Here is a 13,102-nt window from a genome sequence, read left to right on the forward strand (position 1 = left end):
CGTTAAGTATGGGCCTTTTATAAAAGGCTGCAAAAGTATGACGGGGATATAGAGGTAGGACCTTGTTTTTTGCCATTAACATTAAAAAAAGACTTCTTTCTATTAAGCAAAATTCAATTTTAACCTTTAAGCTTTATAAAAATACTTTTTATATATTCGTTGATTACTATCTAACTCAATATATGTATATATCCGAAGTTGCCATAAAAAACTATAGGAACTTTCAGGACAACAAAGTAATATTTACTCCTGGATTGAATGTACTTATAGGCCACAATAACGCTGGGAAAACAAACTTAATAAAGGCCTTACAACTAGTGTTTGAACGTAAGCAGAGATCTAAACCTACAATCGAGGACTTTAACTCAGCTTATACAGATTTCTCTGTCCCGCCTTCAATAGAGATAACAGTCACTATCACTGAACATGATGATGAAGAAGAAGATAAGAACATTGTCTATGACTGGTTATTACAAGATGGGAGCCCATATTCTGCTCAATTAACTTATATATTCGCCCTTCCTGCAAAGTATTGGGCATCTTATTCTGCAGAGGTTGAGCTGCATAAAAATGATGCAGATGGGTTTGACAAAACTGCATGTTTCAAGCTTATAGAAAAGAAGTATCTACAAAAGTATGTGTCACATATTTACGGAGGAGACCCTGCAAGACAAGAGAAAGCAGATCCTGATCTTCTAGATAAGTTTGACTTTCAATTCTTAGATGCTATCCGTGATGCAGAACGGCAAATGTTCTATGGGAATAACACGCTGTTGAGAGATGTGCTAAACTATTTTCTTGATTATGATATAACGGAAGGTAAAGGATATGAAGCTCTAGAGCAGACTGATAAGGCAGAACTTATAAGAAGGGAAAATGAGTTCAGCGAAAAATCAACAGAGCTACTTCAAACATTGATAGATAGAATATCAAGAGATCAAATCCTAGAGTATTCTGAAGAGACTGGTGCAACTAAAGGAGGGAGACCTGATTTTGATGCTAAAGTTTCGGAGCTTGAACTGCTGTTTGCCTTACGACTTATAGTAGAGAAGCAGGGGTTTAAGTTACCTATTAAGAACAACGGTCTTGGTTACAACAACCTTTTATTTATTGCCTTGATACTTGCTAAGATGCAAATGGAACGCTCTAGCTTTATGGGCGATAACGCTAAGGTATTTCCAATTTTAGCTATAGAGGAACCTGAAGCGCATCTTCACCCTTCCATGCAATACAAATTCCTGAAGTTTTTGAATAAGAACTTAAGTGAGAAAAAGCAGGCCAGGCAAGTATTTATCACTTCCCATTCTACACAAATAACCTCAGCTGTAGAGCTTGATTCTATTATTTGTTTCTATGAGGATCATGAACAAAACCAAAGAGTGGCTTATCCTGCTAAAACGTTTTCTGATTCTGCAGAGGATCAGGATTCGAAGGCCTACGTTAAAAGGTTTTTAGATGCTACTAAGTCTAATATGCTTTTTGCTGATAAAATAGTCTTTGTAGAAGGGCTGGCGGAACAACTACTCTTACCATGTTTTGCAGCTTATTTAGATAAAGAACAGGTATTAGTGGATAGCCATGTGGCGATAGTGAGTGTAGACAGTCGCACATTTAAACATTTCTTGAAAATATTTGCTTTCCACGAAGAGAATAGCCCATTCTGTATCAAAAGAAAAGTAGTATGTATAACAGATGCTGATCCATCCCACAAACTAAAGGAGCCAGAGGGTAATGATAAAAAGCGATGGAAAAGCTGCTATCCAGTTGAGCTTCATCTCAAAAGTAATGAATATGAATATAAGCCTTTAGCCACACATGCCGAAGACTTATTCGCTAACTTCTCTGATTACGACAATATAAAGATATGTACTCCAGTAAGTGGAGTTGGTAAGACGTTGGAGTATGAACTGGCGATATCTAATCCTGGCAATCCCTTATTACTGACTGACGCCTTCCCAGGCAGAGGCAAAAATAAGAAAGTTTTTTTTGAACAGTTAATGCAAAAGTTTACTGAAGGAAAAAGTCTTGAAAATTTATTAAATGATTCAGAGCATGAGTATCTAAAATCGGTAGTTGTTGCTTGTGCGTGGGATGAACCTGCTAAAAGGAAAGCGTTTATTGCTTCTGTTTATCATGGTGCAGTCGAGAGTGCAAAGGGTGAGCACGCGTTTTATTTAGAGAGGCAGTTAAGAGATAATCTTGCTAAGGGTGATGCGAGAGTTGAGTTTACAGTACCAACTTATATTGCGGATTCTATCACCTTTATTTCTGAGTAAATATGCCAAGCCCAGACACTATCCCTCATATTGATACCTTTTCTAACATAGAATCACATTTTAAGGTGTTTGCAGGACCAGGTGCAGGTAAAACAACTTGGCTTGCCTCACATCTAAAAAGAGTCTTGACAGAGTCAGAAAGACTTGGAGTAACACGAAAAATAGCTTGCATTACTTATACGAATGTAGCTGCTGAAGAAATACTGAAGAAGTTAGATTGTGATAAAAGCAGGTTTGAAATATCTACTATTCATGGTTTTCTGTACCACAATATTGTTAAGCCTTTTGCTTACTTAATCAATAAAGGAGAGGCTACAGAGTTATTTGATATTAATGAGCTTAGTGGCCATGAAGAGCACATTCCAAGGCTAGATAAAATAAATTCATGGATATCAACTCTTGGGGCTGAAAGAGGAAGAGATTACAGTTACCTTATTCGTGCATCTAATAAGGCAACTTTGATTAAGTGCTTATCAGATTTGCATTGGAAATTGGATACAAATGGCGTTGGACTTAAATTCAAGAATAGCTATAGAAATAGAGATGCAAGTGCTATACGGCTGCCAACAACGGGCCTAATGGGTTATAAGCAAAAGTATTGGCAAAAAGGCACTATGCATCATGAAGACGTTCTATACTTTTCATATCAGATAATAAACAAGTCTCCACGAGTGCTCGATTTTATTCGGAACAAATATCCTTACATATTTATAGACGAGTTTCAGGATACTACAGAGCTTCAGACGTGGATTATTAAAAAAATTGCTAACCCAGTTACAAAGGTTGGTGTGATTGGAGACTTAGCTCAATCCATTTATAAGTTTGCAGGTGCAAACCGTTCTGATTTTGAAAGGTTCACCTTAAATGGTTTGACAACCTATGAGTTAAATACAAATAGGCGTTCTACACAAAATATAATAAAATTTCTAAATGAACTGAGATCAGATATCCAACAAGGTTGGTCTGAAGCTGCTTCAGTTGGTAACCCTGTAAAGGTACTTGTTGGGCCTATAACTGAAGCATTACAATGGCTGAACATGAATGGTTTTGACCAAATTTATATTCTAACCCACCGAAATGAAAGTGTCGAATCTATAAAAGCTCAAAATAGTGGGGGTGGCAGTGATAAACTTAAAGAACTTTTTAGTACTGACTCCAATCCGAGTAGAGCTAAATCCTTGTACTCAATACTTATGGGGTATAGATTGTATAAGAAAGGATACCCAAAGGAGGGGCTAAAAGAAATTTCTAAGCCTGTTAAAAAAGAAGGAAGCATTAGCTCTACACTTTTATTGCGCAGGGTTGCCATTAGAATATTAGAAATTCTAAAACTGGAAGATTGGCGGAGGAAAAGTTTATATGATTTCTACATGAATCTATTGGATCTGCTAAATCAGGAGTATAGATTTAAAATTGGAGCAAGATTGGCAACTGGAAGTATAAAAACTTTTTATCAAAGTATTACGGTCGAAGAGCTCCTGCCATATATAAAAGTAGATACAAGATCTGAAGATACGGTCAGAACAATTCATAGTGCTAAAGGCACAGAGTTCGATAATGTGCTTGTACACTTTGAAACGGCAAGTGATTTTGAGCAAAATGTGCTAAACGCAAAAACTAAAATTGCAGGAGTCAGTGATGATGCCAGGCTGTACTATGTGGGATTAAGTCGAGCTAAAGAGAATCTCTTTATTAATATTCCTGAAATAGAGGACACTTTGCTAGAAAAAATCTGCGAACTAAATCTAGAAGCAGTAGTGCTATAAGTATTATATATATCTTATATAACATTGCAACTGAATACTTATGGAAAACTTAAATAGCATTTAGGAAGTTTGAATATGACATACTTAGAACTCCAGCGTCACTTTTTTGAACACTTATATAAGCGTTATCAAGAAGATAACACATTTACTTTTTCTGTTAGAAGAGCCTTTACAGCAAATGCAAAACAGAACTATTTCATAGGCACAGAGAAATCAAACTATTTTGCTTTTACCCTATGGAGTTTACCTTGCTACTATAGGGGTGCCTCAATTGATGCAGCTGTGTTTATTATCAATAGAATTGAGAAAGATCACTTCCGATTAGGATTCCAGTTTAATACAAAGCGAGAACCCGTTGATAATCAAAATGAAGCAACACTTGCGCTCGGGCCACTTATCTATCAGAAGGCAAAAGCTAGTGGCATGGAGGTTCATACAAACGAACCAAGCAACAAGATGTTCTGGTTAGGCATCTATAAGGAGAAAGTGCCATTAAATGAGTTTGGATCTACTCTAGATAAATTTATAGCTGAGGTCAGAGCTATTGTTGATCCTGCTGTCGATAAGATTAAATCCGAATATAAAGACTGGAGTGGGTCCTTTATCAATCAGACAGACTTTAATACAAGTATTCAAAAGCTCTATTCAAAGCTAGGTAAACCTTATCCCCCAGTGTTTGAGAGCCCTAAAATATCTAGAGATCCTGAAGAGCCAAAAGAGAAAGTGAACTACTGGTGGTTAAACTGCAACCCAGGTATCTGGAAAATAGAGAATCATCAGGTAGGAGATGAGCAAACTTATACCTCTCATAATGAAAGTGGCAATAAGCGGAATATTTACGAAAACTTTAAACTAGTAAAGCCAGGTGATCTTGTTATTGCTTATGAAGCTACTCCAACTAAGAAAGTAAAGGCGGTATTAGAGATAACGCATTCCTTGCACTATGACGACGATGAAGGAGAAGTAATAAGCTTCAAGATTAAAGAGTTTGTGCCAAGTCAGGTTTCATGGGAGCAGTTAAAGAAAACCGATAGCCTTGAGGGCTGCCGTGTTCTGAAAAATAATCAAGGTAGTCTATTTTCTCTTGAAGAGGCTGATTATCTCATTATTTATGATCTATGTAAAGCTGTAGAAGATGATTCTGAAAGCTATACCATAGATGATGCTGATAAAGACTTATTCCTGGAGCGGGAGGAAATTGAGCGCATGATGCTATCCCTGAAGCGCAAGAAGAACATAATTTTACAAGGCGCGCCAGGTGTTGGTAAAACATATTTAGCTAAACGTCTAGCCTTTTTACAAATTGGCAAGAAAGATGATAATCGTGTTGAGATGGTCCAGTTCCATCAATCATATGCCTATGAAGATTTTATTAGAGGGTTTAGGCCAAATGACAAAGGCAAGTTTACTTTAGCTAACGGGATATTCTTTGACTTCTGTAATAAGGCATTAAGAGATCCGGATAATGGATACTTCTTCGTTATTGATGAGATTAACAGGGGGAATCTTAGTAAGATCTTCGGGGAATTGTTAATGCTTATTGAAAATGACAAACGAGGACCCGAGTATGCAGTACCACTAACCTATAGAAGAGAGGGAGAAAGCAAATTTTATGTTCCAGAAAACGTGCATATAATTGGAACAATGAATACAGCTGATCGGTCTCTCGCAATCGTAGATTACGCTCTTCGCCGCCGATTTGCGTTCTTCGATGTTGAGCCAAAGTACAAGGAGAAGTTTAGAAAATACCTTGAGGATGCTTCTATTAGTACAGATATGGCAGTTAAGATAGCAATGAAACTACATGAACTCAATAACAGAATCAGGCAAGACAAAGATCTTGGTGCGGGGTTCATGGTAGGCCATAGTTACTTTTGCCAAGTCCCTCAGGATGTTACAACTGCAGCAGACTGGTACACGGAAATTGTTGACCAAGAGATAAGACCACTACTTAATGAGTATTGGTACGACAATGAAAGCAAGGTGACTGATGCTATAAATGAGTTGTACTTAATCTAATGAGTATCCCTATTCAGAATATTTATTACATGCTAGCTTATGCATGGGATAAACTGGAAGAGGCAGAAGTGCTTAATGTTGGCACAGATAAATTTGATGACGTTTTTAATCTATTAACCAAGGTATTGGTAAATGGTGTTAATCATCTTTTAAAGCGTGGCCTTGATAGGGATTATCTGGAAAATGAGGATCTGACAAACAGGCTAAGAGGCAAAATACTGTTTCAGCCTTCTATTAAGCAGAATACCTTTCAACAGGCTCTTGCGTACTGCGCCTACGATGACCTAAGCTACAATGTGCTGCATAACCGCTTAATAAGAGCGATGCTGGAGAAGATAAGAAATGCTGCTGACTTGGATAATGAACTTCAGCATGAGGTAAGACAGATTCTTGCAAGATACCCTGCTGTCAGTACACAGGGTTTAGGCTTAGCTTCCTTTAAGCAGGTGCGTCTACATCGAAATAATAGCAACTATAAGCTGTTACTCTCTATTTGTAAGCTAATTTGGGAAGAGTTGTTGTTGATAGAAGAGGTGGGAGAGAGGCCCTTTAAGAACTTCGTTCAAGATAAGAGAAAGATGGCTTATCTCTTTGAGAGCTTTCTGCTCAACTTTTATAAAAAGCATCTGGATAGGAATGAATGGGAGGTTAAACGTGAGGGCATATGTTGGCTGTTGTCATCACTCAATTTGGATAGTGATGCTGATTTTATTCCTAGTATGGGGACAGATATAAGCCTTATTTCTAATAAAAGGCATATCATTCTCGATGCTAAATTTTATCCTGAAGCACTTAAGTCTAGATATGATAAAAAGAAGCTGATATCCTCAAACTTATATCAAATCTTCTCCTATGTGCAGAACCTTCGCGATAATAGTAAGGAAATAGAAGGGGTTTTAGTTTATCCAGAGGTGCAACAGAGTCTCTCCCTTGCTTATAAATTTCAACGATGGGACAAGCCGCTTATAAGAGCAGTTACAGTCAATTTAAACCAAGATTGGAGGTTGATTGAGAATGATCTTCTAGATTTAGTACTTAAAAGCCCATCTGTTAGATTACAAAAAGAATCTTCATTTGTGAGCGTAGGTTAAAAGTCTTACATGTCCTTTAACCTACGCTGTAATTGCTTACTAACCAAAGCTTATTTGCTCCAAGCAGAGTTCATGGCTATATCAACAACATTATTATCTAGATCAATGTACCTTCGGAAGGTTCTATAGTCCTTGTGGCCAGATATTTTCATTACAATTTCTGGCAACATTCCCTTTTTAAGAGATATGGTGCAAAATGTTCTTCTAGCTGTGTGCGTTCCTAGGAATTTGTATTTTGGTCTTGTTTTTTGTATTCTCTTCGCTCCTTGGTATCTCACATGAGTTTTCAAATCCTTTATGCCAGCAAGTTTTCCCAATTCCTTTAGATACTCATTCGTTTTTTGATTGGAAACAGCTGGTAGCTTTTTACCTTTACTAGTGTACTTCTCTAATATTTCAAGAGCAAATACATTTAGCGGTATAGACAAAATATCCTTTGTCTTTTGAGTATGTAAGTGCCATTTATCACCTTTGATATGCTCTGGCTGCAAAGCAGCAATATCTGAGAACCGCTGGCCAGTGAAACACCCAAAGCAAAAAACATCTCTTACTCGTTCCAATTTTGGTTTTTCGGTTAAATCCAGGTTGTACAAGGACATTAACTCATCATAACTCAAGGTTACTATATCTACTTTCTCTTCCTTCTGTTTAAATTTTCTATAGTCCGACTTGGCATTGTATCCTCTTTCTGTAGCCCAATGGAGGAAGGTCTTGAGAAACTTTAATTTTCTTGCAATGGTATTGTTCGTTAGCTTAGCCTGATGTACTAAGTATGCGACAAAGTTTTCCTGAAAGGCAGCATCAATTGTTTCAAAAGAAAGCTTTGTGCGCTTATGTGCTGCAAAGCTCTCAAGGTGATTTTTAATAGTTTTGTACTTCTTGACTGTTGCCTCTGATCGTGTAGCTTTATATACATCTAGAAATTGATCATATGCTTGAAGGAAATCTACTTTCGTTTCTTGCAAGTCTTTGCCCGCTACTATAGTAGCGATTTTATCTTTGGCCTCTTCAAGTGTAGTGATGCCTTTCTGTACTAGGTCTTCTATCGCATTAATAACATCTGTTTTTAGGTTAGTCAGATATACATTTAGCTTAGTACGTGATGGATATCCCTTTTTTGGCTCCTGTTCACTAATATCCCAGTATTTGGGGTGAATTTTACGTCCGGTATTAAATTTTAGCTTTTTCTTTCCATTGCGTACAAAAAGGTAGATGGCGGTTTCGTTTGTAGCGTTTGGTTTATCTATGTAATATCTTATGTTCATATTAGCTGGTAGTTATTACTCAGTTTTTACACTATTGTAGGCTAAAAGTTGTCCGAAAATATCGGACATATCTCGGACAACTTTTGTGTAATTGGTTACTGCTAATTGCTCTTGGATATGCGGTTGTTGGCCTATAAGGCGTGTTAAAGCTGGATTAGCAAGCAATGAGAGTTAAAGAAACTTAAGGAGGGACAAGAGTTCGAGTCCCTGCTACTCCACTTAGTAAAACAAAAAAGGCCCTGCAGGTATATACCTGCAGGGCCTTTTTTGTTTTAGGTAATCTGGTCGTGATGACCGACATCCTGAGAAAGCGCTTATGCCATAGGCGTGCCTTCTTGTGACACTGCCTCTTCCCGGGTTATAGGCACTTCCGTAAGTTCGTTCTTGGCACCCATTCTATTCAGGAACAAATATCCTGACACACCCGCAATAATGGATGTTACAAGTATGGCAAATTTAGCCTGAGTCTGGAAAGCAGGATCGTCGAATGAGAGCAAGGCGATAAAGATGGACATGGTAAACCCGATACCTGCCAGTAAGCCTAGGCCTACGAACTGCAACCATCTGGTGCCTGTAGGAAGCGAGCTTATACCTAACTTCACTGACAGCCAGGAGAAAAAGACAATGCCAATCGGTTTGCCTACCAACAGACCGAAGATAATGCCCAGGCCCAGGGTGCTGGTTAAGCCATCCAGCATGCTCGACTCAAACGTGATATTTGTGTTGGCCAGGGCAAAGATGGGCATGATCAGGAAGTTGACAGGCTTGACCAAGGCGTGCTCCAGTTTCTCCAGCGGAGATTCCGTTTCGTCGGGTGTGGTAGGCAGGGTCAGCGCGGTCAGTACGCCTGCAATGGTGGCGTGTATACCTGAATGATGGATAAAGTACCAAATCACAACACCTGGCAGCAGGTATAGCCATATATTCTTCACCCCCATCCGGTTAAAGACGATCAACAGAGCGAATACCCCAGCTGCATACAAAAGGTAGTTCAGGTGCATCTCGGTTGTGTAGAACAAGGCGATAACCACAATGGCGCCTAAGTCATCGACAATGGCCAGTGCGGTTAAGAACACTTTTAAAGAGAGCGGTACTCTCTTGCCCAGAAGCGTTATCACGGCTATAGCGAAGGCAATATCGGTTGCCATGGGGATGCCCCAGCCATTCGCAGAAGCTGTACCTTGGTTGAAAAGGGCATAAATAAGGGCTGGCACCAGCATTCCACCGATGGCGGCAAATACAGGTAGTGCGGCCTGCCTAAAAGAAGACAGTTCCCCTTCTACCAGTTCCCGTTTTATTTCCAGTCCTACCAGCAGGAAGAATATAGCCATCAGGCCGTCATTGATCCATAACAGGATAGGATATCGCAATTGAAGCGCTTCTGACTCATACCCGATTTGCTGAGCAAGAAATTGCTCAAAGCCCGGGCCAAGGGGAGAGTTTGCGATAAGTAAAGACAATACAACACAGGCCATTAAGATAAAGCCGCCTGCTGATCCGGATTTTAAAAAGTCTCTGAGAGGAGTGAGGTTGATTCTTTGTAGCATGTTTAAAACTACAAAATTCATCCTAGGCATGCTAGTCTGGGGCACGTCTTCTGCAGACATATGAATTATTTTCTTGTTTTAGGACAAGCCTTACTGTGATAAGTCCAGATGCCGCGGTGGCGAATTTCAGAATAAGTTCGGGCGCTTTCGCCACTGGGCTCCGCTTTTAGTGAGTGGGAAGGTGGAGCAACCTGTCATCTGATAAGAAGGTTAAACGCACAAGGAAAAGTTTTAATATAACGGAGGTAAAAGCCACCGGCCGCTATACGCGCCTGAAGGGATTTACATTGTAATTTTTTAACATCTTCAGCTTGAAAGGCCGTATACTTTATAGTATTTTTTATAAAGGTCCTATGCAGCAGGATATCCCCACCGCCGTGGCTCCATCGCACCCGCCAAAACTAAAAGAGCTGGCGGCCACCGCCATCTGCGGGAACGATATAACCTCCTCCTGTCTGTATGTATCCGCGCTGGCCATCATTTATGCCGGGCAGTACGCCTGGATCGCTTTGCTGATGGTTGGCGGCGTGCTGTTCCTGTTCCGGGCTATTTACGGGGAAGTGGTCGGCGCCTTGCCCCTGAACGGCGGCGCCTACAACGCGCTGCTCAACACCACCAGCAAGTCCACGGCCTCTTTGGCGGCTTGTCTCACGCTTCTTTCCTACATGGCTACCGCTGTTATTTCGGCAAGCGAGGCCATGCATTACGTGCACCATCTTTGGGCGGCCCTTCCCATTTTATATGCTACCATCGGCCTTTTAGCCCTCTTCATGGGGTTGACCATCATGGGCATCGGCGAGTCGGCTATCGTGGCGATCATCATTTTTATCACGCACATTTCCACGCTCACACTTTTGGTGTTGGTTGGCCTCTTCTACCTGTTCAGCCATGGGTTTGGCACGCTGGCCCTCAATTACAGCCAGCCGCTGGAGGGGAGTATCTGGAAGGCGCTATTTTTTGGCTTTGCGGCCGCCATGCTGGGGATTTCAGGTTTTGAGAGTTCGGCCAATTTTGTGGAGGAGCAGGCACCGGGCGTTTTTCCCAAGACCCTGCGCAACATGTGGTTGGCGGTCACCATCTTTAACCCGCTCACTGCTTTTTTGGCCATCGCCATCATCCCCATGGCGGCCGTGGCCGAAAACCAGACCGCCTTGTTGGCTTACTTGGGAGAGGTTGCCGGCGGCAACTGGCTCGCCGTGGTTGTCTCCGTAAATGCAGCCATGGTACTGAGCGGGGCCGTGCTGACCTCCTATGTCGGAGTGACAGGGCTGGTGCAACGCATGACCCTGGACCGCTGCCTGCCCCAGTTTTTGTTGAGAATGAACAAGAGAGGCTCTGCTTACCTGATCATCATCAGTTTTTTCCTGCTGTGCGTTTCCATCCTGTTCATCACGCGTGGCGATATCGGGGCCTTGGCAGGTGTGTATACCATCTCTTTCCTGTCCGTGATGGCCCTGTTCGGCCTGGGCAACATCCTGCTGAAGTTCCGCAGGAACCGACTCCCTCGTCCGGTACGAGCCTCGGCCCTGGTCCTGTTTGTGGCTATTGCTTCGGTTGTGGCGGCTCTGGTTGGCAATGCCGTCTTAAACCCGGCTTATGTGTGGGTTTTCCTGGAGTATTTCATCCCGACGGCTTCCGTGGTCTTCATCATGCTTTACCGAATCGAATTGCTCATCTTTGTCAGCTACCTGCTGCGGCAGATAGAGCGGCCGCTGAGGAAAATACTACCGATTTCTTCCCGCAACGTCGTCCGCCTTATCCATAGCATCCGGGCACAACAGTTTGTCTTTTTCACCAAGGGCGACAACATTGCCAACATCAACAAAGTGATGCGTTACATTGTGGAAAATGAGCATACCAACCGGATCAAAATCGTAAACGTGTTGCAGGAGGGGGAGGTGGCGCCTAAAAAACTGATGCATGAGGTGGAAGTCCTGGACCTGGCTTACCCGGAGCTGGAGGTAGACTTCGTTATTCTGAGAGGACACTTCGGGCCAGACCTGATCCAGGAACTCTCGCTCAAGTGGGGGATTCCGAAGAACTTCATGTTCATTGGCTCACCCAGCGACCGTTTCCCATACGGCTTGCAGGAACTGGGTGGCGTCCGGCTGGTTATCTGATAAAAACAGGGGTCGGGGTTGTGGAGTATAGTGCGGAGCGTTTAAAGAATGTGGCTATACCCAATTTACCGCCTTCATACCTGCGAAATCTCTTTTTGCTCAATTACTCCAGAGCAAAGTCTGCGTTTGTCCCTGCCTTCCAATACTCCGACGTGAGCTCGGAAAAACCTTAACAGGCGATCACCAAGGGCGATACGCACCTGTATGTGGCGGCAGATCCGCAAAGCATAACCATTGGGGAAGTCAAAAACGGTCAGCTTCTGTGGCCACCCTCAGCAACAGCGATCACTTTATATTTCTGTCGCTCCGATCCGTATCAACCGGGTTTAGAAAAGGAAGCTGGATATGGTATCGTACTGCCACTACCCGGATCAGGATGACAGTAAGGGCTGCCAGCAGTTCAGTTATGGAGATGGACAGGTTGTACCGATAGCTGATCATGTAAACGATGCCGCCCATGATGCATGCCAGGGCGTAAATGTCTTTCCGGAACAGAAGTGGCACCTCGTTGAGCAAAACATCCCGGATAACGCCGCCTACAGAGCCGGTGATGGCACCCATCATGATGCATACCCAGAAGGGCAGCCCCGCTTCCAGGCTTTTTCCTACCCCGACCACCGTAAACAACCCCAGCCCGATGGAGTCGAACAGAAACAGCGCCCTGCCCCAACGGAAAAGCTGCTTTCGGAACACGACCGTGGCGAGCAGCGCTATACCTGTCACGATCAGGTAACTGGCATTCTGCATCCAGAAAGGCGGAATGTTGAGCAGCAGGTCCCGGGTTGTGCCCCCACCGATGGCTGTCACCAATCCAATCACATAGGCGCCAAACCAATCGAACTGCTTGTTAGCGGCCCAGCGGATACCGCTCACGGCAAATGCGAACGTCCCCAGAAGGTCCAGAATGGTTGTGAAGTCTTGTGCCGAGAGCGCTATCATAATCTTGCCTATGCCATTAGGTGCGGTAGGATTGCCTGCTTTCCTGGAGGATACAGGTGCATTCAAACACACGAAGATA

8 protein-coding genes are annotated in these 13,102 nt (G+C 42.2%); 5 read left to right on the forward strand and 3 right to left on the reverse strand.

The window, feature by feature from the left end; genetic code table 11:
- Positions 1–62: 62 nt before the first annotated feature.
- From Q4E40_RS18295 to Q4E40_RS18310, 4 genes are all read left to right on the forward strand, one after another.
- The gene (locus Q4E40_RS18295; RefSeq protein ID WP_303414215.1) at positions 63–2,276 is read left to right on the forward strand and encodes an ATP-dependent nuclease; all 2,214 of its coding nucleotides are present in this window, start codon (positions 63–65) and stop codon (positions 2,274–2,276) included.
- Between the two features lie 2 nt (positions 2,277–2,278).
- Complete coding sequence (locus tag Q4E40_RS18300; protein ID WP_303414217.1) at positions 2,279–4,042, forward strand: UvrD-helicase domain-containing protein; 1,764 nt, start codon at positions 2,279–2,281, stop codon at positions 4,040–4,042.
- A gap of 75 nt (positions 4,043–4,117) precedes the next feature.
- Positions 4,118–6,061 carry an AAA family ATPase gene (locus Q4E40_RS18305; RefSeq protein WP_303414218.1) on the forward strand — a complete coding sequence of 648 codons (1,944 nt, stop codon included), beginning with the start codon at positions 4,118–4,120 and terminating at the stop codon, positions 6,059–6,061.
- On the forward strand, positions 6,061–7,152 hold the full coding sequence (locus tag Q4E40_RS18310; protein ID WP_303414219.1) for a 5-methylcytosine restriction system specificity protein McrC: 1,092 nt from the start codon (positions 6,061–6,063) through the stop codon (positions 7,150–7,152). Before Q4E40_RS18305 ends, Q4E40_RS18310 begins: the two co-directional genes overlap by 1 nt.
- A gap of 50 nt (positions 7,153–7,202) precedes the next feature.
- Here the strand turns inward: Q4E40_RS18310 and Q4E40_RS18315 are convergent, their stop codons facing one another.
- A complete protein-coding gene (locus Q4E40_RS18315; protein WP_303414221.1) occupies positions 7,203–8,417 on the reverse strand; it encodes a site-specific integrase in 1,215 nt (404 codons plus the stop codon).
- Positions 8,418–8,731: 314 nt separating this feature from the next.
- On the reverse strand, positions 8,732–10,024 hold the full coding sequence (nhaA, locus tag Q4E40_RS18320) for a Na+/H+ antiporter NhaA (RefSeq protein WP_368411179.1): 1,293 nt from the start codon (positions 10,022–10,024) through the stop codon (positions 8,732–8,734).
- A gap of 293 nt (positions 10,025–10,317) precedes the next feature.
- Here nhaA and Q4E40_RS18325 point away from each other — a divergent pair, with 293 nt between their 5' ends.
- Positions 10,318–12,084, forward strand: a complete 1,767-nt coding sequence (locus Q4E40_RS18325; protein ID WP_303414225.1) for an APC family permease — start codon at positions 10,318–10,320, stop codon at positions 12,082–12,084.
- A 285-nt stretch (positions 12,085–12,369) separates the two neighbouring features.
- Here Q4E40_RS18325 and Q4E40_RS18330 read toward each other — a convergent pair whose 3' ends face one another.
- Entirely contained in the window at positions 12,370–13,023 is a 654-nt protein-coding gene (locus Q4E40_RS18330; protein WP_303414226.1) for a trimeric intracellular cation channel family protein, read from the reverse strand.
- Positions 13,024–13,102 lie beyond the last annotated feature (79 nt).

It is taken from the genome of Pontibacter coccineus (assembly GCF_030546575.1).
GTDB classification, from domain to species: Bacteria; Bacteroidota; Bacteroidia; order Cytophagales; family Hymenobacteraceae; genus Pontibacter; species Pontibacter coccineus.

Excerpts from the sequence above, each read along its gene's own strand:
- Q4E40_RS18300 (WP_303414217.1), top strand. The coding sequence starts at position 2,279 with ATGCCAAGCCCAGACACTATCCCTCATATTGATACCTTTTCTAACATA.
- Q4E40_RS18305 (WP_303414218.1), top strand. The coding sequence starts at position 4,118 with ATGACATACTTAGAACTCCAGCGTCACTTTTTTGAACACTTATATAAG.
- Q4E40_RS18310 (WP_303414219.1), top strand. The coding sequence starts at position 6,061 with ATGAGTATCCCTATTCAGAATATTTATTACATGCTAGCTTATGCATGG.
- Q4E40_RS18315 (WP_303414221.1), bottom strand. The coding sequence starts at position 8,417 with ATGAACATAAGATATTACATAGATAAACCAAACGCTACAAACGAAACC.
- nhaA (WP_368411179.1), bottom strand. The coding sequence starts at position 10,024 with ATGTCTGCAGAAGACGTGCCCCAGACTAGCATGCCTAGGATGAATTTT.
- Q4E40_RS18325 (WP_303414225.1), top strand. The coding sequence starts at position 10,318 with ATGCAGCAGGATATCCCCACCGCCGTGGCTCCATCGCACCCGCCAAAA.
- Q4E40_RS18330 (WP_303414226.1), bottom strand. The coding sequence starts at position 13,023 with ATGATAGCGCTCTCGGCACAAGACTTCACAACCATTCTGGACCTTCTG.